The organism is Nocardia sp. NPDC049935 (assembly GCF_055586645.1).
Map to the genome: position 1 here is coordinate 256,511 of NZ_JBVJHV010000006.1, position 18,733 is coordinate 275,243.

An 18,733-nucleotide genomic window follows, 5' to 3' on the forward strand; every position below is an offset into this window, starting at 1 on the left:
GGCGACAGGAACAGGAGATACGAGTGCCCGAGGTGCCTCTGGACGAACAACACGCAGTGGATGGAACCATCGCCAGGCTGGTGCTGGAAGAGATGTACGAGGACGACACCGCCGCACAGTTGGCGATCTCGCTGGGCGCCGATGGGATCCGCGTGACGCTCACCGCCAGCACCCAATCGATGGTGGTTCCATCCGACGACCTGTATCAGGCAGTCGGGCAACTCGCGAATCTCCACGAGCGGGCGAACTCCGGACTGTCGCAGGCGACCTACCGATACACCAAGGACCCCGGCGGAAGCTGGAGCATGGCCGCCGACTTCTCGTATTCGGGCACGTGACCGCCTCGCCTCGCGACCCGGCCGCCGGATATCGGATCTGATAGGTTCGCACCATGGCTGCAGTGGAAACCTTCGAGGCCTATGTTTCCTGGCTCCGCGAGAATGTGCCGTTGGCGTACGAGAATCTCGCTCCTCCGGCGACTTCCGCCCAACTGGATGAACTCGAATCCGCGATCGGCCGCGAACTACCGGCCGACGTCAAGGCGGTCCTCTCGATTCACAACGGTCAGCGGAAGACGATGACCTCCTCCCATTCCGCATACGCGATCCCCTGCCTGCCCACCCTCTCATTTCTGTCCACCGCTCTCATCGGGGAATGCTGGAATGAATGGGAGGAGATACGCCGAGATCCGGATATCGAAGACCTACAGGAAATGGGAGATGTTTTTCCCGGTGCCGAAGGGCGGGTCAAGACGCTCTACACTTCGCCCGGCTGGATTCCACTGTGGTCCGACCCGCAAGAATCCGACTACATAGGCCTGGACCTCGACCCGGGCGAAAAAGGTGACCCGGGTCAGATAATCAACTTCGGGCGGAACGAGGAGCAGCATTTCGTCGTATCTTCCGACTTCGGCGAATTACTGACGATCCTGCTGGAAGAAGTCGGCGCCGATGCCTGGCGGGCCACCGAGATCAGCGATGGTACGCAGTTGCTTCCGTGGTTCGGAGATCCGGAGGAGAACCTCTTCAATGCACTCTACGAACGATTCGAGCAGCGATAGAGTAGCGGGGCGGCCGGCTCGGGCGGATCGGGCCGGGAACCGCAGGGGCGACCTGGTCTGAGGGCCAACAGGATCGAGCGTCGGCGGAGTGCGGATGGCCAAGGTGATCGGTAAGGGCGGCAATGCGGCCGTGCGGGGTGGGAGAGTGCGGATCTCGGCCACCCCGGCGGGGATCGACCTCACCGCCCTGTGCCTGCGAAGTGACGGCAAGGTCGGCGGGGACGAGGATTTCGTTTTCTACAATCAGCCGAGGTCACCGGACGGCGCGTTGCGGGTGAGCGGCGCGGAACTCGAGATCGACCTGCCCGCCGTGGCGGTGAGTACCGACCGGATCGTGGTGGCCGCGTCGATCGACTCCGGGACCTTCGGCGATATGGCACTCGGCGTCCGGGTCGTCGAGGACGGCGCGGATACCTTCGAGTTGCCGATCACCGGGCTCACCTCGGAGACCACGGTGATCCTGGCGGAGGTCTACCGGCGCGCGGGCACGTGGAAGATCCGGAATGTGGCGCAGGGATACGCCACGGGTTTGGCGGGTCTGGCCACGGATTTCGGGATCACGGTGGACGATCCGGCACCGGCCGACCCCACACCCGCCCCGGCCGTCGATTTCGCCAAGGGCGCGGTGACCCTCACCAAAGGCGCACCCCCGGTGCTGCTGCGCAAGACGCCGCTGGTCCGGCTACGGGTGGCGTGGGCCAGCGGCACCGACTACGAGGCCTACGCCCTGGTCGTACTGACCAGCGGTGAGGTCGTGCATGTCGCCACCTTCCCGGCCGCCGGGACCCCTGCCGACCCGGTGTATCGAGATCTGGTGCGACATCTCGGCGACCGCGGACGCGGCGATGTACGGCGCGGCGGCGGGCAGGCCGAGGAGATCATCGAGGTCCGGTTGGCTCCCGAGATCCTCGCGGTGATCCCGGTCGCGTACTCGGCGATCAACAACGGCACCGGGTCGTTCCACAAGTACCGGGTGACGCTCTCGATCGAGAGCGGCGCCGACAGCGTCACCATCCCCGCCGACCAGGCCAAGAAGTCCGCCTGGATCTTCACCTGTGTGCCGGGCATCGTCTACAACCGCCCCGAGGGCGTCCTCATCGAACGGCTCGAGCTCTACAGCAAGCGGTTCTCCGAGCGCCGCCCGGAGGTGGTCCTGCGTCCCGATGGCGGAGTGGAGGTCCGGATGGACAAGGGACCGGTGAACCAGTTCAAAGCCGACCACACCTGACCCGGACAGCGGTCAGAGGGTCCGGAGCAGATCGTCGGTATAGGCAGCGAGCCGGCGGGCCGCGGCCGGGTCCAGTGTCGGGAAAGCAGCGTCGAGGACTTTTCCCCTGTCGACGGCGGTCAAGGCGGCGGCCGGCGGCCGGTCGATGAAATCGAGAATCGGCGCCACGGACGCCTCCACCGGCCGGGCCCGGAACCGCGCCAGGGTGCGAATCATGGTGCGGACCAGCGGATTCAACGGTGACAGATCACCGCTGCGGGTGAATCCCGGGTGGTACATCACGAACGGGACCGCCGCGCCGCCGCGCTCGGCGTAGGCGACCCCGAGCAGGTCGTTGGCGCGCCCGGCGTGCAGTTGGGCGCGGACCGTTCCGTAGCGGCGGGTGAGCTGCATATCGTCCCACCGCACGGCCCCCGCGGTGGCGCCCACACCGGCGACGCTCACGATCACCGGATCGGACGCCGCCTCGAGCTGCCGCCGCAGGCCGTGCGCGAGCAGATACCGGCTCAGGTAGTAGAGCGCGAAGACCGATTCCAGGCCCTCGGCGGTTTCGCGGCGGCGGGGCGAGGGCCGGTTGGCGAACAGCGCCAGCGCGTCGATCGAGGGGTAGCGACCGGTGAGATGGTCGAGCACCCGCCGGTTCTCGGCGACCAGGGAGAGGTCGGCGCGCAGGAATTCGACCCGGTCGCCGGTTTCGTCCCGCAGCGCGCGGCCCTTCTCCGCGCTGCTGCCGATCACGACCACTCGGTCGCCGCGGGTGAGACGGGCCAGGGCCAGGGCGCGGCCCATCCCGTCGGTGCCGCCGCTGATCACGACGGTCTTCGTATCATCGCTCATGAGGCCGATCGTCGGGGCGTCCGGCGGCGGGCACAAGGAGGCAGTTTCATGTCCGGTACGCACACCGATGTTCCGGTCCTGCTCACGGCGGACCTGCCGGTACCGGTTCCCCGCGCCGAGTACGAGGCCTGTCCGGTGACCGAGATCGCGCGCCGGCTCGGAGACAAGTGGACGGTGCTGATCCTGACCCTGCTCGGCCGCGGGCCGCAGCGGTTCAACGCACTCGAGCGGTCGATCGAGGGGATCAGTCAGCGCATGCTGACCCGCACCCTCCGGCAACTGCAGGCCGACGGGCTCGTGGTGCGGACGGTGTTCCCGACGGTGCCGCCGAGCGTGGAATACTCGCTGAGCGCCGCGGGGCGGGATCTGCTCGGACCGGTGTCCGCGCTGGCCGGGTGGGCGGTTACCTGGTCGCGCGAGCCCGACCGCGCGCAGGGGCGCGGACCGGAATCACGGGAGCGTTCCGGATAGCTCACTGGAACGGCCGCTGTCCGGTCCGGTTGTGCGACCGGCAGGCTGTCCTTGCAAATATTGCAATCATTGATGAACTAAACGTGTCGCGATAAACTCCAGTTCATGGTGTACCCATCCGGCCGTAAGCGGCTGTCGTGACGGCCCCGCGGCGGGGACGGGTCACGCAGCATCGCGTGGCGCAGACGGTCGCGGCGGAGCTGCGCACCCGGATCCTCAACGGCACCGACGACTACCGGCTCCCCACCCAGGATCAGCTGGTGCAGGAGTTCGGTGTCTCCTACCCGTCCATCCGCGAGGCCATCCGGATCCTGGAGACCGAGGGCCTGGTCACCGTCCGGCGCGGCAATGTCGGTGGCGCGGAGGTGCACCGCCCCGACGAGACCTCGGCGGCCTATCATCTCGGGCTCGCCCTGCAGGGCGGTCGGGTGACGCTGGGCGATCTGGCCACCGGCCTGCAGATGCTGGAACCGATGTGCGCGGCCGAATGCGCGCGCCGCGAGGACCGGATGGACGCGGTGGTACCGGCGCTCACCGAGAACATCGCGAAGTCGATGGAACTGATCGACGACGGTGTGGCCTTCACCCAGACCGCGCGCGAATTCCACGACCTGGTGGTTTCCTTCACGCCGAATGCCACGGTCCGCTATGTGGTGAGCAGCCTGGTGGCCCTGTGGTCGGCCCAGGAGGAGGCGTGGGCCGAGGCGCTGACCGGACGCGGCGAATACCCCTCTCCGGAGCAGGCGCGGGCCGCGGTGCGTACCCATCAGAAGATCGTCGACGATATCGCCGCGGGGCAGGCCTCCGCCGCCGAGCATATGGCGTGCGCGCACCTGGCCGCCACGCAGGCGCTGCTGCTGAAGCGTTTCGACGACGGGATCGTCAACGCCTCGTCGACCATGGCGCAACAGGCCATCCGCGGCGACCGGGGCGCGCGCCGCTGACCTACAACCGGGCCGCGCTGTGGATCTCGGTCACCGGCCCGGGCTCGAACCCGCGGATCATGGCGTCCTGGGCGAACGAGGCGATGAGCACCCCGCTCTCCGTGCTGATCTGGCCGCGGATATGGGCGCTGCCCGCACCCAGGAACGCGGCCTCGTGGTGGTAACGCAGCCAGCCGTCCCATTTCACGGGGTCGTGGAATGTCACGGTGATACCCATGGGCGCGGTCGACAAGGTGTGGTGCGCCTGCGCGGTGCCCAGGCCCGGATGTGGGCGCAGGGCCGTGGAAATGCCCAGGTGCCCGGTGAAATGCGCCAGGATCGCGCGGCGCAGTTCGTCGGCGGCGGGGACCTCGTCGTAGCGCAGCCACGCATCGACCACGGGCGGGCCGACCTCGTCGGGGTCGTTGATATCGGCGCAGTCGACGATCCGGACCTCGCGGCCCGGCAGCGGCAGGCTGTCGGCCGGGACGGCCCGCTCCGGCCCCGCCACCGGTAGTCCGGCGGGTGTATCCAGGCGGACCAGGTCGGGCTGCGGGCTGTCCAGCAGCACCGTACAACTCGTGCGAACCCGCAGTTCCTGGCGCACGGTCACGGTGGCGCTGGCGTAGCTGCGGCCGGTTTTGATCGGCGTGACGGTGAAGTCCAGCGGGATATCGGGATCGGCCGCGCCGACGAACAGCGCATGGGCGGAGCGGACGGTCCGGCCGGGCAGGGCCCGGGTGGCGGCCACGATGCTCTGGCCGAGGATCTGGCTGCCGTCCACGACGCGTCTGCTGCCGCCGTCGCTGTCACCGAAATACCGGGCCGGGACCACCGGATCGGCACGCACATCGAAGATCTCGATCATCCGCGCCATCGAGGATTCCGAGGATTCCGCTACCTCCTCCGGACTTGACTCGCTCATGCTGTGTCCATGGAGCATGTGCGAGGGCCCTGCGTGGTGACGCTCCGCTACCTCCTCCGGGCCTGACTCGCTCATGCCCGGACCCCCGTGTAGCGGCCTGCGCCGACGGTCACCGCCACGGCGCTCTGGTCGAAGGCGATATAGCCGGCCAGGCGGGCGACCGGCGGATGGGGCCGCGGATAGGTCCAGGCGATCCACTGCCGGTCGCTGCCGGGCAGTGTCCAATACGACGCCTCACCCTTGAACGGGCAGACGGTGTGCAGATCGGCGACGGGCTCGAGCCGGGTCAGGTCCACCGCGTCGGGCGGAAAGTACACGACCAGACCGTGATCCTGCTCGTCCACCAGGAGACAGGCATCGCTGGAGGCCAGCTGCTGCCCGCCGGCGACCGCGGTCATCACATTGGTGCGGGCGAGCAGATCGACACGGTAGTCGGGATGCCGGTCGTAGCCGGAGGGTGCGGGTTGTTCGCTCATTGCTGCTCCGAATCTGTACGTTTCCCCCCCGGATTCACTGTGCCACAGGCAGATACGGCAGGAGTCCGGGTTCGGGCCGGACCCCGAAGGAACGCAGCGCCATGGCCAGCATCGCGTAGGAGCCGACGGTGAAGACGATATCCATCAGCTGCTGTTCGTCGAACTCCCCCGCGAGCGCCTGCCAGGTCTCGTCGCCGATCGCACCGTCGGTGCGCAGTTCGTCGGCGGCCCGCAGCAGCGCGGCGTCCTCCGGGGTCCAGCCGGCCGCGTCCGGTCCGGCGGCGATCCGGGCGATCTCGTCGTCGGACAATCCGGCGTTACCCCCCAGCACCACATGCTGGGCCCACTCGTACTCGCTGCCCCAGAGATCGGCCACACGCAGGATCAGCATCTCCCGCTGCCGGTCGGAGAGTTTGGTGCCGTAGAGCAGATGACCGTTGAACGGCAGGAACGCCATGGTGAAGGCGGGATAGCGGGCGAGAGTGCCCAGCAGGTTCGTGCCGGACTGGGTGTTGGACGGCGCGGGACCGCCGTGATGCACCTGGGTCCGGAACTCACGGAAGAAGGCCAGCAGCTCCGCCGACCACTCCGCGGGTTTCAGCGGGGGGATCCGCTCCATATCCGACTCCTTTTCTCTGAGGGCTGCCGCCCGCCCGTACGGCTGCGCGTTTTCCGGTCAGCCCGGGATGTTCGGCGCCCGCAGATTGCGCAGCGGGCGGGTATAGGACGGATCGCCGGTATCGCGTGACGGCGTCCCGTTGGCGTACAGATCCGCGACCTCGGCGAACGGGAGGGGCATGGTGGGGACCACACCGGACCATTCGATGGCGTTGGTCCGCAGCGCGATCCGCCATTCGCCGGCGCGGCGTTCCAGCCGGTCGAGGTAGCGTCCGCCGGCGAGCCAGTTGCTGTCGTCGCGATTGCGCGCGGCGAACAGATAGTAGGTCTCGGTATGCGCGAGATCGCCGTCGATATCGCAGGTGTGGTTGAGCAGGTTGTGATGGGTGGCGGACTGTCCCTGTTCGTGCATGGCGGCGGCCCAGTCGTAGAGATCGGCGGGGCTGCCGACGAAATCACCTGCCGCGATCACCGCGTCGGGATGGAATGCCGACAGGAAGACCTCACGGTCGAACCGGTCCATACCGCGGGAGAAGCGGGTCAGGCAGTCGATGATGTCCTGGCGGTCCAGCAGAGCGGCCAGCCGGCCCTGATGATCGGTGGTGGTCATGGGTTCCTCGGTGATTCTGTGCGGCCCGTGGTCACGGGATCGGCGCCCAGATCGGTGCGCCGCGGGTGGCCCGCAGCGACGGGATCGCCCGGCCGTCGGTATCGGTGATGCCGTAGTCACGGCCCAGTTCCGCGGTGATGAAGGTGCCGCCGGACCGGCTCATGAGGGCGGGATCGGCGGCCAGGGCCGCGATCACCCGGCCCGGGTACTCCGGCGAGCATCCGTCGGCCGGTGTGGTAGCCGCGCCGCCGGACAGGCCGGGAATAGTGGCGAGGTTGCGTTCGGCGCGTTCGGTCAGCGTGAGACCCTGCCACAGCGAGATCGAGGCGATACCGAACGGTTTCAGCTCGACGGCCATATCGCGGGCCATCCGGTCCACCGCCGATTTCGCGGTGCCGAACACCACCCCGTAGGTGTAGGCGACCCCGGTGTAGCCGGAGATCGCGACGATCAGCCCGGATCTACCCGGCACCATGAGGGGAACGGCACAGCGGGCGGCCACGAAATTCGACCGGACGCCGATATCGACCATCTCCCAGTCCGCGAGCGGTTTCTCCCAGAACGGCGCCGGATCGGTGAGATTCTCCGGCAGGGCGAACGCGTTGTTGACCAGGATGTCCAGCCGGCCCTGTTCGGCGCCGACGCGCTCGAAGAGAGCGGCGACCTCGGCATCGTCGCCGTGGTCCACTCGCACCGGGATCCCGGTGCCGCCGCGGCGCCCGCATTCGGCCGCGGTCTCACCGATCGTGCCCGGTAACGGGTGATCCCCGGACGCGACCGTACGGCCGGTGACATACACCGTGGCGCCCTGCTCCGCCAAGGCCAGCGCGATCCCCTTACCGATCCCGCGGCTGGCGCCGGTGACCACGGCGACCCGGCCGGTCGGTGACCCCATCCCGTACCGCCTATTCGCCGAAGAACTGTTCGCTGAAGTCGCCGTGGGCCCGGCCGATGAACCGGTCGTCGCGCAGCGGCGCGCCCAGCACGCCCTGCGACCAGTCCACCGAGACGCCCTGATCCTGCGCCCAGTCGTAGAGCATGATGCGTTTCGCGATCCGCCACCGGCCGTCACGCCGTTCGAACCGGTCGAGGTAGCGGCCGCCGAGCACCGAATCACGGTGCTCGGCGCCGGTATCGAGCCGGTGGTAGGCGATGAGCTGCGTTTCCGACAGCGCCACGGCGTCGCGCAGATCGATCGAGGTCTGTCCCAGCAGATGCTGGGTCGCCACCACGGCCGGGGACCCGGGGATCACCCAGCTCAGGTACTGGTCGAAGGTGCCGTCGAAGATACCGAAATCCACGGTGGCATCCGGCCAGAAGGCATCCTTCACCAGGGTGGCGTCGCGGCGGTCCTCGCCCCGCGCGAGCCGGACGATACAGTCCCGGATGCGCGCGTGGGCGAGTACGGTCGCGATCTCCTCGGTGCCCTCGGTGGTCATAGCTCGGTGCCCTCGGTGGTCACAGCGGATCTAGGCCTGGGCCGCGTCGGGTGCGTAACCCTGGATGCCCTTGACCTCGAGATACTCGTCGAAACCGGCCTCACCCCATTCGCGGCCGTTACCGCTCTTCTTGTAGCCGCCGAACGGGGAGGCGAAATCGAAACCGCCGTTGATGGCGATCGAGCCCGCCCGCAGCCGCCGCGCGATGGCCCGCGCCTGCTCCAGATCCCGGCCCGCCACGAATCCGGACAGGCCGTATTCGGTGTCGTTGGCGATATCGATCGCGTCATCGATGCTGTCGTAGCCGATGATCGCCAGGACCGGTCCGAAGATCTCCTCGCGCGCGATGGTCATATCATTGGTGACCTCCGCGAACACCGTGGGCTTGACGTAGAAGCCCTTCTCCAGGCCGTCGGGCCGGCCGGGACCGCCGGCCACCACGGTGGCGCCCTCGTCGATACCCTTCTGGATGAGCGCCTGGATCCGGTCCCACTGCGAGCCCGCGACCACCGGTCCGATGGCGACCTCGCCGGTGGGGTCGCCGACCGTGACCCCTTCGGTGGCGGCCCGGGCCGCGGATACCGCCTCCTCCATGCGGGCGGTGGGCACCAGCATGCGCGACGGGGCGCTGCAGGTCTGACCGGAGTTGCCCATCATATCCGCGACGCCCTGGCCGACATTGGTGGCGAAATCCTCGTCGTCGAGGATGATGTTGGGGCCTTTGCCGCCGAGTTCCTGCGCCACCCGCTTCACCGTCGGCGCCGCGTTGCGCGCGATATCGATACCGGCGCGGGTCGAGCCGGTGAACGAGATCATGTCCACGCCCGGATGCGAGGCCAAGGGGACACCCACGCTGGGCCCGTCGCCCTGGACGAGGTTGAAAACCCCGGCCGGGACCCCGGCGGCGTCGAGTACCTCGGTGAAGATCTGCCCGGTGAACGGCGACCGCTCCGACGGTTTGAGAATCATGGTGCAGCCGGTGGCGAGCGCGGGGAACACCTTCACCGCGATCAGGGCCATCGGCCAGTTCCACGGGGTGATCAGACCGCAGACCCCGATGGGTTCCTTCACGATCAGGGTCGCGCCCTGCTGGTCCTCGAACCGGTAGCTCCGCAGCACCTCGGTGGCCTTCTGCAGATGTCCCAGCACCAGATCCACCTGGAATCCGCCGGCCAGCGCACTCGGAGCGCCCATCTCCTCGGTGAGGGCGGCGGCGAGATCACCGGTGCGCTTCTGGTATTCGGCGCCGATGGCGCCGAACAGGTCCAGCCGATCGGCGATACCGGTCGCCGCCCAGCCCGGGAAGGCCTCCCGGGCCGCCGCGACAGCCGCGTCGACATCCGCGGCCGAACCCTGGGCGACCTTCCCGCAGACCGCTTCGGTCGCGGGATTGATCACCTCGAAGGTCCGGTCGGAGACCGGATCGACCCACCGGCCGCCGATATAGAACTTCGGATACTCGCGCATCACTGCATCCCTTCCGCGTACCAGGTGCGGAACTCGTCGTAGCTGGGCATTTCCTCGGAGTTCGCCTTCGGGTCGACCGCGACGTGGATGACGCCGGGCTTTCCGCTGGCGAAGGCGCGCTTGATGGCGGGCGCGATCTCGGCGTCGCTCTCGACGTATTCGCCGTAGCAGCCGAAGCCCTCGCCGACCTTGTCGAGGCGGGTCTCCTTGCTCCAGTGCACCGCGGTTTCACGCGATCCCTGGCCGAAGGTGCGCTTGTAGACGCCGACCTCGAGACCCCACGCGTAGTCGACCGCGACCACGCACACCAGTGGCAGATTGTGCCGGACCGCGGTTTCCAGTTCGGCGATCTGGAACTGGAAGGAGGAGTCGCCGGTGATCATCAGGACCGGGCGTTTGCCGCCGTCGGCAATGGAGGCGCCGACCGCGTAGGGCAGGCCGGTGCCGAGGTGGCCGAAGTTCTGGTTCCAGATCACGTCGTGCGGTTTGCACTGGGTGTAGGTCCAGCCGAAGATCGTGGTCGCGCCGCCGTCGCGAACCAGGATGCCGTCGGTGGGGAAATCCTTGGTGGCCTCGACGACCAGGCGCGCGGGATGGACCGGGGTGCCGCCCGAGGGCGCGGTCTCGGCCAGTTCCCGCAGCCGCGACGCGTCCTGTTCTATCCACTGGGCGAGTTCGGGAGTCTCGGTGCGCGGCGTGTTCTTCAGCGCCTCGGTGAGCTGCGGCACGATCGCGCGCAGATCACCGACCAGCGGTACGTCGATGGGCCGGTTGACACCGATGGCGCTGGGGTCCTGTTCGACCAGGATCCAGTTCCGGTTCTCCTCGCCGGCCACCCAGTGCCGGCCCTTCCCGTAGTGCACGGGTTCGCCGAGTTCGGTGCCGATGGCCAGGCACAGATCGGATTTCACCACCGCGTCCACCGCCGACGGCGAGAAGCCGTAGGGGAAGGTGCGGTCCTCGAGGCCTTCGATGAAGGAGGTGCCGCCTGAGGTCTGGATGACGGGGCAGGCCATGAGATCGGCCAGCGCCTTCACCGAGGCTCCGGCCCGGGCGGTGTGCACGCCGTGCCCGACCAGCAGAATCGGCTGCTTCGCCTGCCGGATGAGGTCGGCGGCGGCATCGATCCGGTCCTGGCCCGCGGTCTGGCCCACCAGCCGGTACCGCTCGGGCGGCAGCGCGGCGGGCACGTCGAGTTCCTCCTGGATCACATGGGAGGGGTACTCGATGTAGACCGGGCCCGGCGTCCCCGACAGCGCCTTGCGCAGGCCCTCCCGGATGACCTCGTCGGTCTGATCGGCGTATTCGATACTCGCCGCGTATTTCACCGACGGCTCGAACAGCCCGGACTGTTTGATGAACTGGATCCGCCCGCGGCGCACCCGCTGCTCGGTGATCCGCGCGCGCTGCCCACCCAGGAAGATGACCGGGGAGTTCTCCACCAGGGCGCACATCATGGCGCCCGCCAGATTCGCCACGCCGGGGCCGAGGGTGCCGATGCACACCGCGGCCTTACCGGTCATCCGGGAGACGGCCTCGGCCATGAACCCCGCGGATTCCTCGTGATGCGGGGCCACCACATTCCAGCCGCGTTCGTCCGCGAGGTGGAACAGGTGCACGAAATTCGGATCCGGGATGCCGAAGATGGTGTTGATACCTTCGGCTTCGAAGAGATCCAGAATCCGTTCGTAGACTTTGACCGCCATACTCACTTTCCTCCCATGGCCATTGCGAAACTCCGACCGATATGGTCGCTGTGGGCCGATGGAACGACCGGCAGCAGCCATGAATCCTTGGTGTCACGTATTTCGTCGATACGGGCGCCGACGTCCTCGGGCGTCCATTCCTTCTGGTACACGCCGGGGGTCTCGGCGATATAGGCCCGCGCGACCCGGCCCGCGAGCGCCACCAGCATTTCACCGCTGACCGAGCACGATTCGTGCGCGAGCCAGGCCACCGCCGGGGCGACCAGTTCCGGTTCCATCGGCGGATACTTCGACGTATCGAGCCCGTCGGCGAGCCGGGTGACCGCCGCGGGCACGATCACATTGGATTTCACACCGAATTCGGCGCCCTCGAGCGCCACCACATTCGACAGCCCGATCACACCCGCCTTGGAAACCGCGTAATTGGCGACGTTCTGATTGCCGTAGAGGCCGCCGATGGACGAGGTCAGCACGACCCGCCCGTATCCGGCCGCCCGCATCACCGGGAACGCCGCCCGCACCACGTGGAACGCGCCGCGCAGATGGACGTCGAGCACGGAATCGAAATCCTCGTAACTCATCTCGGTGAGCGGCGCGTACCGCACGTTGCCCGCGTTGTGGACGACCACGTCGACGCGGCCGTAGGTGTCGATCGCCTTCGCGACGATCGCCTGCCCGCCTTCGGGGGTGGCCACCGAATCGGCGCTGGCCACCGCCCGCCCGCCGGCGGCCACGATCTCGTCGGCCACCGACTGCGCGACCCCGATATCGGAGTCGCCGCCGGGGATACCGCCGCCCACATCGTTGACCACGACCGCGGCGCCGCGGGAACCGAGCAGCAGGGCGTACGCACGCCCCAGACCGCGACCGGCCCCCGTGATCACCACGACCCGTCCGTCGAACCGCATTTCGGACAACGCTTCTCCTAACCTTCGCCGCGGCGAATCATTCGCCGAGCGCCAGACCCTCCAGCTCGCCCGTTTCCCGCCAGCTCTGCAGAATGTCCTCGAGAGCGTAGAAACCCGGCCAGTACGGTTCGCCGAGATGCGACCGGATGTTCTGCTCGCCCTCGTTGTTGTAGTAACCGGGTGTGCATTCCCGCTGGAAGTTGCTGTTGTCGACCGCGGTTTCCTTGATGGTGGCGCACCACTGGTCGACGGCCTCGACGGTCGGCTCCACGGTGTGCGCGCCCCGGTTCAGGGCCTCGCCGATGATGTAGGCGGCGTGGGTGGCCTGCTGGTCGAACATATCCGTGGTGCTCGCGGTGACGCCGCCCTGGATGAAACCGGTGAAGAACAGGTTCGGGAACCCGTTGCTCGTGAGCCCGTGCAGGGTGCGGTAGCCGTTCGCCCAGTGCTCGTAGAGCGAGAGCCCGTCCCGGCCGGCGAAGGGATGGATTCCGTAGCGGCGGTCGAGTTCGGTGGTGATCTCGAAACCGCTGGCGAAGATGATGCAGTCCACCTCGTGTTCCACCCCGGCGGCGATGATCCCCTTCGCGGTGATCCGCTCGACGCCCTTGGTGGCCGCGACGTCGACCAGGGTCACATTGTCACGGTTGTAGGTGGGCAGGTACTCGTCGTTGAAACAGGGCCGCTTGCACAGGAACCGGTAATACGGTTTCAGCGCCGCCGCGGTCGCCGGATCCTGCACGATGGCGTCCACCCGCTGCCGGACCCGTTCCATCGCCCGGTAGTCCTGGTTCTCCCGGATCTCCATGAACTTCTCCGGGGTCACCTCGGCCCAGAGGTTGTTCTCGTCCAGATAGGACTGCACGTTCCGGCTGACCTCGGTCCAGCCGTCGCACACCAGATCCGGCTGACCGGGCGCGAAGGCTTCGAAGGCGGCGGTGTGGAAGTTGCGACGCCGCTGCAACTGCCAGCCCGGCTGCAGGGATTTCACCCATTCCGGATCGGTGGGGACATTGCCGCGCTCGTTGATATAGGAGGGCGTGCGCTGGAATACGTACAGATGTTCGGCCGACCGGGCGATATGCGGAATCACCTGGATACCGCTGGCGCCGGTGCCGATCACCGCGACCTTCTTGTCCTCCAGGCCGGTGAGCCCGCCGTTCATATCGCCACCGGTATAGGCGTAATCCCAGCGGGCCGAATGGAATGTATGGCCGGTGAAATCGCCCAGCCCGGGGATACCCGGCAGCTTCGGCTTGTTGAACGGTCCCTGCGCCATCACCACGAACCGCGCGCGGATATCGTCGTCACGGTTGGTGCCGATCCGCCAGCGCTGGATGGCCTCGTCCCACTCCAGCGATTTCACCATGGTCGAGAAGACGGCCTTCTCGTACAGCCCGAAATGCTTGCCGATGCGCTGCGCGTGTTCGAAACATTCGTCGCCGCGGGCATACTTCTGGGTCGGGATGTAGCCGGTTTCCTCGAGCAGCGGCAGATAACAGTAGGCATCGGAATCGCATTGGATACCCGGGTACCGATTCCAGTACCAGGCGCCGCCGAAATCGCCGGCCAGCTCGATCACCCGGAAGTCCTCGACGCCGGCCTGGACGAGCCGCGCGCCGGCGGTGAGCCCGGCCCAGCCGCCGCCCAGAACCGCGACGTCGATATCCTCGGACAGCGGTTCGCGGGGGACGACCGGGGTGTAGGGGTCGCCTTCGAAGAAGTCGGTGAACCCGTCCTCGGACGCCACGTACTGCTTCTGCCCCTCCGGACGCAGCCGCTTATCGCGTTCGGCCAGATATTTGGCCCGCAGCGCGGCATGGTCGATATCGGGGGTCTGCGTGGGTGCGCAGTTGTTCATTCGGATTCCTCGGGGGGATGGAGAGGGAGGCCGGCGGCGCCGGGGTCAGGTGAGGTCACGCGGCGCGCCGGTGCCCATGTACTCGGCGAGGTTGTGATGCAGATTCACAACACTGCGCTCGCGATACGGATTCGGTTTCGGGCCGGAGAAGCCCAGGGTCTTCATGCCCTGCTGCACCGCGGCCATATTGTCGAAATCCTGCGGCAGGACGGTGCGCCAGGCCGGATCGCCCTCCGGGGTATGGATCCATTCCGTATCCGGCGCTTCGCCTTCGGGGAACAGTTCGTACACCGCCGCTTCGAAAATGCATTTATCGGGGTCGTAGCCGTAGGGCCGGGCGCTGTAGCACAGCATGTTGTTCACGGCGTGGCCGATCTGGAAGTTCGGGAAGATCTGCCAGGCGGTGCCGGCGGCCGCCACATCGGCCGGGGTGACGGTCGGCCAGATGACGCCGCGCTTCTCGTCGTCGGCACGCGCGGAGGCCAGCCAGTGCGCCATGACCTCCGGTCCCGGGGTGCCCTCGGGCAGTTCGTCGGTGAGCCGCCGCGCCGCCTCCACCATGGTCCAGGTGGTGTTGGTGTTGGCGTTCTCCCAGGTGAAGTTCTGCAGTTCGATGGTGGATTTGCGCGCGTCGGGGCCGTGGCCGAGGCGGATCTTGCCCTGGCTCTCCTCCTGGCCCTTCGGCGCGTCGTAACCGATATTGCTGTGTTTGCCCTGCGCCCGCGCCCAGCCCAGGAACATGCCGAAGTTCATGAACTCCGGATGGGTGTAGGGCACGTGGTAGGTCTCCATGAAGGCCTCGAGCGCGACCTTCCAGTTGCAGTCGAACACCAGCCACCGGCGCCACCGGTATCGCATGTTCTCGAGCTGGAACGGATCGAGCAGCGAGGCGGCGGGTTCCAGGTATTCGCGCAGGGTTTCCGACGGAGCCGGATCGAGGTTGACGAAGATCCACCCGCCCCAGGTGTCGACGTGCACATCGACGAGCCCGTCCCGGCCCTCGGTGAGACCGCACGGCCAGTCCTCACGCTCGGGCACGAAGGTGTTGCGGCCTTCGAGGTCGTAACGCCAGCCGTGGAATCCGCAGACGAACTGCTTCTTCTGGCCGTGGGCGTTACGTTCCCCGGGCGGGGTGTCGACCAGGCGCCGGCCGCGGTGCGCGCACACATTGTGATAGGCCCGGATCTTGTCCGGTGCGGTGCGCACGATGATGAGCGAATCGTCGAGGATCTCGTAGGTGAGGTAATCGCCCACCCGGGGGATCTCCTCCACCCGGCCGACCTGCTGCCACACCTTACGCCACAGCTTGTCGCGTTCGGCCTTCACGTATTCGGGGCTCAGGTACGCCTCCACCCCGATGGTCTTCGGCGAGGACAGCGGTTCGGTGTTCGTGGCGGCGATATCGTCGACGGTCTCGCTCATGGCGTTCTCCCACCCCGGGTCCGGGGACAGTCGGTGTCGGTGCAATACATTTCGGTGATCAGCTGGTGATGGCGGCCCGGAACCCCTCGTCCTTCAGGAACAGCGAGGTGTTGTCGGCGCCGAGATGTGTCCATTTCAGGTTCAGGCCGCCGTCGACCAGGATCGTCTGCCCGGTGATATAGGACGACAGCTGCGAGAGCAGGAACAGCACCGCGCCGGCCTGTTCCTCGGGCCGGCCGCGCCGGCCCATGGCGATGGCAGTGCGATCACGCTGCGGGTCCTCGTCCACGTAGGTGCCCGAGGCGGGGGTCTCGGTGACGCCCGGCGCGATCGCGTTCACCCGGATATCGCTGAGCGCCAGTTCGACCGCGAGCGTGCGGGTCGCGGCGACCAGTGCGGCCTTGGCGGTGCCGTAGGCGATATGGAACGGCGCGGTGTTCATCCCGCTGATGGAGGACAGCGAAACGATCGAACCGGCCCGCCCCTGCTCTTTGATCTCCGCCGCCACCGCCTGGCTCATGAAGAACATCGATTCCAGGTTCTGGTGGAACAGTGCCCGCCAGTCCTCCCGGGTGACCCGGGTGGCGGGCATCCAGGTGGCGGGCGCGGCGCCGCCGGCGATGTTCACCAGGCCGTAGAGATCGCCGTCGGCCTGCCGCGCCGCCTCCAGGACGGTCGCGACTCCTTCGTCGGTCGCGGCATCGGCCTGCACCGGGATCACCTTCAGGCCTTCACCCGCCAGGGGTTCCACGTGCTTCGCCAGGTTCTCCGCGCCCCGGCTCACGCCGAGCACGGTGGCCCCGGCCCGGGCGACCAGCCTGGTCACCGCGGTGCCGATACCGCCGCCGCCGGCACCGGACACGATCACCACGCGTCCGTCGAGGCCGAAGAAGTCGTTCGTCATGGATTTCTCACCCGTCCTTCCGGAACGCGAGCACACTGCCCTCGGCGTCGGCGGCGAGATAGAGGGTGCCGTCGGCGCCCGCGGTGATCCCCGCGAACGGTCCCTGGGGGCCCGAGAAGGGCGGCATGCCCAGCAGTGGTTTCGGTGTCACTCCCGGGGGCGCGCCCACCGGCAGGTTCCAGGCCAGTACTTCGCGGGCCTTCGTGTCCAGGTCGATGGAGACCAGATTCTTGGCCCCGGAGTCGACGACCAGCAGTTCGGAGCCGCGGACCAGAATGCCCTGCGGGGTGTCGAGACCGTCGACGACGGTGTCCACGCCGGCCGGGGTGACCGAGACGATGCGGCCCGCACCGGATTCGGCGACCAGGCAGGTGCCGCCGGTGGTGAAGGCCACGCCGATCGGCTTGTCCAGACCCGAGGCCAGGACATCGACCCCGCCGCTGCCATTCACCCCGAGCACCCGGCCGGTGCCGAATTCCGTGGTCACGATGACCCCACCCGGCCCGACCTCGATCCCGTAGAGCTGATCCAGCGGCGCCTCGGCGCCCGCCAGGAATTCGCTCTCCCCGGCGGCGGGCCGCCAGCGGGCCACCTGACCCCCGGCGGTGGCGACCACGAACTCGCCCGGCCCGGTGGCGGTGGCGCCCCGGACGAAGCCGGGATAGCCCGGGCTGAACAGCATGCCCTGGGTTTCGAGCCCGTCCGGGCCGACGGCGTAGAAGTAGGTGCCGTCGGCGACGAACAGGGTGCCGTCCGGACCCACCGTGAGGTCCAGGGGCCAGTTCAGGCCCCCGGGCAGAGTGGTCCGGGTTTCGCCACCGGCCAGGATCTCGGTGATCTCGCCGGTGAAGTTGGAGACGAACAGGCGCCCGTTCACCAGGGTGCAGTTGTCCAGCCCGGGGTTAAGCTGGGCCAGCAGGGTTTTCTCGCCGTTGCGCGGATTGATCCGCAGCACCTGGCCGGAGGCCACCTGGGTGGAGACGATGTAGCCCTCGGAATCGAACTTCACGGAATCCGGTACGCCGAGGTCACCGGCCACCCGTTCGGGTTCGCCGCCGTCGGGGTGGATACGCCAGATCTCGTTGAGACCCATCACGGGGTAGTAGAGCAACCCGTCCGGCCCGACCTCCATGGCGTTGGGCTGCTCGATGTTCTCCAGCAGGATGCGGGGCGCGCTGCCGTCGAGCGGCATTTCCATGAGCCGGCCGCCGGGGCGGCATTCGTTGACGAACAACCGGCCCTGATGGACCGTGATGCCGTTGGCGCTGGGCAGATCCGCGCGCAGCAGCCGGGTGGTGCCGTCGGCGTGCCGGGCGCTGACCCGGCCGTCCATCACCTCGGTCGCGTACAGGGTGCCGTCGGGGCCGAAGGCGCAGTCGTCGGGGGCGATGATATCGCCGCCCTTGGCGCTGATGGTTTCGATCGCGCCGGTATCGATATCGAGGGCGCTGATCTGGCTCCCGGTGACCTGGGCGATGTAGATCCGGCCGTCCGGGCCGGTCCGTAGACCGTTGGCCCCGAAGAGCCGGCTGGGCGCGGTGATCCGCCGCTGACTCCAGCCCGCCGCGAGACCGATCGCCTGACCGCCCTGAAAGCGCGCCTCTTGCTGCAACATTCCGACTGACTCCCAACCGACCCGGCCGATAGCGCTGATCCGCCTCGATGTCGAGGACTTGTAAGGAATCTAACGCTCCATCCAGGCAAGCGCAATAAGTATTGCAATCTTTATAAGGATGGATCGGGGCGCGTGTCAACCAGGCCGCCCGGGCACCTCCGCCGGTCGGGTCCCGGATGCTCACACTCCGCCGATCACAAATGAGAATACCATTCTCCGATTGGGAAACAGGCAACTCCGCAGAGTTCGAGGAACAACTTTCT

At 67.7% G+C, this 18,733-nt stretch carries 19 protein-coding genes; 5 read left to right on the forward strand and 14 right to left on the reverse strand.

Annotated elements, in window-relative coordinates:
- Positions 1–23 precede the first annotated feature (23 nt).
- From ACZ6SF_RS23520 to ACZ6SF_RS23530, 3 genes are all read left to right on the forward strand, one after another.
- Positions 24–338, forward strand: a complete 315-nt coding sequence (locus ACZ6SF_RS23520) for a hypothetical protein (protein ID WP_466064493.1) — start codon at positions 24–26, stop codon at positions 336–338.
- A gap of 53 nt (positions 339–391) precedes the next feature.
- Positions 392–1,060: an SMI1/KNR4 family protein gene (locus ACZ6SF_RS23525; protein ID WP_466064495.1), complete on the forward strand. Its 669-nt coding sequence runs from the start codon at positions 392–394 to the stop codon at positions 1,058–1,060.
- 94 nt (positions 1,061–1,154) lie between these two features.
- Positions 1,155–2,288: a TerD family protein gene (locus tag ACZ6SF_RS23530; protein WP_466064497.1), complete on the forward strand. Its 1,134-nt coding sequence runs from the start codon at positions 1,155–1,157 to the stop codon at positions 2,286–2,288.
- Positions 2,289–2,300: 12 nt separating this feature from the next.
- Here ACZ6SF_RS23530 and ACZ6SF_RS23535 read toward each other — a convergent pair whose 3' ends face one another.
- Positions 2,301–3,125 carry an SDR family NAD(P)-dependent oxidoreductase gene (locus ACZ6SF_RS23535; protein WP_466064499.1) on the reverse strand — a complete coding sequence of 275 codons (825 nt, stop codon included), beginning with the start codon at positions 3,123–3,125 and terminating at the stop codon, positions 2,301–2,303.
- A gap of 48 nt (positions 3,126–3,173) precedes the next feature.
- Here ACZ6SF_RS23535 and ACZ6SF_RS23540 point away from each other — a divergent pair, with 48 nt between their 5' ends.
- Positions 3,174–3,596 (forward strand): winged helix-turn-helix transcriptional regulator, encoded by a 423-nt coding sequence (locus ACZ6SF_RS23540; protein ID WP_466064501.1) that lies wholly within the window; start codon positions 3,174–3,176, stop codon positions 3,594–3,596.
- A gap of 137 nt (positions 3,597–3,733) precedes the next feature.
- The gene (locus ACZ6SF_RS23545) at positions 3,734–4,540 is read left to right on the forward strand and encodes a FadR/GntR family transcriptional regulator (protein ID WP_466064502.1); all 807 of its coding nucleotides are present in this window, start codon (positions 3,734–3,736) and stop codon (positions 4,538–4,540) included.
- 1 nt (position 4,541) lies between these two features.
- Here the strand turns inward: ACZ6SF_RS23545 and ACZ6SF_RS23550 are convergent, their stop codons facing one another.
- The 13 genes from ACZ6SF_RS23550 to ACZ6SF_RS23610 form a co-directional block, all read right to left on the reverse strand.
- Positions 4,542–5,444 carry an acyl-CoA thioesterase gene (locus ACZ6SF_RS23550; RefSeq protein ID WP_466064504.1) on the reverse strand — a complete coding sequence of 301 codons (903 nt, stop codon included), beginning with the start codon at positions 5,442–5,444 and terminating at the stop codon, positions 4,542–4,544.
- A 71-nt stretch (positions 5,445–5,515) separates the two neighbouring features.
- Complete coding sequence (locus ACZ6SF_RS23555) at positions 5,516–5,920, reverse strand: DUF427 domain-containing protein (protein ID WP_466064505.1); 405 nt, start codon at positions 5,918–5,920, stop codon at positions 5,516–5,518.
- Between the two features lie 34 nt (positions 5,921–5,954).
- Entirely contained in the window at positions 5,955–6,539 is a 585-nt protein-coding gene (locus ACZ6SF_RS23560) for a carboxymuconolactone decarboxylase family protein (RefSeq protein ID WP_466064507.1), read from the reverse strand.
- Positions 6,540–6,596: 57 nt separating this feature from the next.
- Positions 6,597–7,148, reverse strand: coding sequence for a nuclear transport factor 2 family protein (locus ACZ6SF_RS23565; RefSeq protein WP_466064508.1), 552 nt, complete (start codon positions 7,146–7,148; stop codon positions 6,597–6,599).
- 31 nt (positions 7,149–7,179) lie between these two features.
- Entirely contained in the window at positions 7,180–8,043 is an 864-nt protein-coding gene (locus ACZ6SF_RS23570) for an SDR family NAD(P)-dependent oxidoreductase (RefSeq protein WP_466064509.1), read from the reverse strand.
- Positions 8,044–8,053: 10 nt separating this feature from the next.
- The gene (locus ACZ6SF_RS23575) at positions 8,054–8,587 is read right to left on the reverse strand and encodes a nuclear transport factor 2 family protein (protein WP_466064511.1); all 534 of its coding nucleotides are present in this window, start codon (positions 8,585–8,587) and stop codon (positions 8,054–8,056) included.
- 30 nt (positions 8,588–8,617) lie between these two features.
- Entirely contained in the window at positions 8,618–10,054 is a 1,437-nt protein-coding gene (locus tag ACZ6SF_RS23580; RefSeq protein ID WP_466064513.1) for an aldehyde dehydrogenase family protein, read from the reverse strand.
- Complete coding sequence (locus ACZ6SF_RS23585; protein ID WP_466064515.1) at positions 10,054–11,760, reverse strand: thiamine pyrophosphate-binding protein; 1,707 nt, start codon at positions 11,758–11,760, stop codon at positions 10,054–10,056. Before ACZ6SF_RS23585 ends, ACZ6SF_RS23580 begins: the two co-directional genes overlap by 1 nt.
- 2 nt (positions 11,761–11,762) lie before the next feature.
- Positions 11,763–12,677 carry an SDR family NAD(P)-dependent oxidoreductase gene (locus ACZ6SF_RS23590; protein WP_466064517.1) on the reverse strand — a complete coding sequence of 305 codons (915 nt, stop codon included), beginning with the start codon at positions 12,675–12,677 and terminating at the stop codon, positions 11,763–11,765.
- A gap of 28 nt (positions 12,678–12,705) precedes the next feature.
- Positions 12,706–14,529 carry a flavin-containing monooxygenase gene (locus tag ACZ6SF_RS23595; RefSeq protein WP_466064519.1) on the reverse strand — a complete coding sequence of 608 codons (1,824 nt, stop codon included), beginning with the start codon at positions 14,527–14,529 and terminating at the stop codon, positions 12,706–12,708.
- Positions 14,530–14,574: 45 nt separating this feature from the next.
- Complete coding sequence (locus ACZ6SF_RS23600; RefSeq protein WP_466064521.1) at positions 14,575–15,951, reverse strand: aromatic ring-hydroxylating oxygenase subunit alpha; 1,377 nt, start codon at positions 15,949–15,951, stop codon at positions 14,575–14,577.
- 58 nt (positions 15,952–16,009) lie between these two features.
- Positions 16,010–16,855, reverse strand: coding sequence for an SDR family NAD(P)-dependent oxidoreductase (locus ACZ6SF_RS23605; RefSeq protein ID WP_466064523.1), 846 nt, complete (start codon positions 16,853–16,855; stop codon positions 16,010–16,012).
- 7 nt (positions 16,856–16,862) lie between these two features.
- On the reverse strand, positions 16,863–18,470 hold the full coding sequence (locus tag ACZ6SF_RS23610) for an SMP-30/gluconolactonase/LRE family protein (protein ID WP_466064525.1): 1,608 nt from the start codon (positions 18,468–18,470) through the stop codon (positions 16,863–16,865).
- Positions 18,471–18,733 lie beyond the last annotated feature (263 nt).

Bases quoted from the DNA above. Each gene is read 5' to 3' on its own strand.
- ACZ6SF_RS23560 (WP_466064507.1), bottom strand. From the start codon at position 6,539: ATGGAGCGGATCCCCCCGCTGAAACCCGCGGAGTGGTCGGCGGAGCTG.
- ACZ6SF_RS23535 (WP_466064499.1), bottom strand. From the start codon at position 3,125: ATGAGCGATGATACGAAGACCGTCGTGATCAGCGGCGGCACCGACGGG.
- ACZ6SF_RS23595 (WP_466064519.1), bottom strand. From the start codon at position 14,529: ATGAACAACTGCGCACCCACGCAGACCCCCGATATCGACCATGCCGCG.
- ACZ6SF_RS23525 (WP_466064495.1), top strand. From the start codon at position 392: ATGGCTGCAGTGGAAACCTTCGAGGCCTATGTTTCCTGGCTCCGCGAG.
- ACZ6SF_RS23600 (WP_466064521.1), bottom strand. From the start codon at position 15,951: ATGAGCGAGACCGTCGACGATATCGCCGCCACGAACACCGAACCGCTG.
- ACZ6SF_RS23555 (WP_466064505.1), bottom strand. From the start codon at position 5,920: ATGAGCGAACAACCCGCACCCTCCGGCTACGACCGGCATCCCGACTAC.
- ACZ6SF_RS23530 (WP_466064497.1), top strand. From the start codon at position 1,155: ATGGCCAAGGTGATCGGTAAGGGCGGCAATGCGGCCGTGCGGGGTGGG.
- ACZ6SF_RS23610 (WP_466064525.1), bottom strand. From the start codon at position 18,470: ATGTTGCAGCAAGAGGCGCGCTTTCAGGGCGGTCAGGCGATCGGTCTC.
- ACZ6SF_RS23605 (WP_466064523.1), bottom strand. From the start codon at position 16,855: ATGACGAACGACTTCTTCGGCCTCGACGGACGCGTGGTGATCGTGTCC.
- ACZ6SF_RS23565 (WP_466064508.1), bottom strand. From the start codon at position 7,148: ATGACCACCACCGATCATCAGGGCCGGCTGGCCGCTCTGCTGGACCGC.
- ACZ6SF_RS23570 (WP_466064509.1), bottom strand. From the start codon at position 8,043: ATGGGGTCACCGACCGGCCGGGTCGCCGTGGTCACCGGCGCCAGCCGC.
- ACZ6SF_RS23575 (WP_466064511.1), bottom strand. From the start codon at position 8,587: ATGACCACCGAGGGCACCGAGGAGATCGCGACCGTACTCGCCCACGCG.
- ACZ6SF_RS23550 (WP_466064504.1), bottom strand. From the start codon at position 5,444: ATGAGCGAGTCAAGTCCGGAGGAGGTAGCGGAATCCTCGGAATCCTCG.
- ACZ6SF_RS23580 (WP_466064513.1), bottom strand. From the start codon at position 10,054: ATGCGCGAGTATCCGAAGTTCTATATCGGCGGCCGGTGGGTCGATCCG.
- ACZ6SF_RS23540 (WP_466064501.1), top strand. From the start codon at position 3,174: ATGTCCGGTACGCACACCGATGTTCCGGTCCTGCTCACGGCGGACCTG.
- ACZ6SF_RS23585 (WP_466064515.1), bottom strand. From the start codon at position 11,760: ATGGCGGTCAAAGTCTACGAACGGATTCTGGATCTCTTCGAAGCCGAA.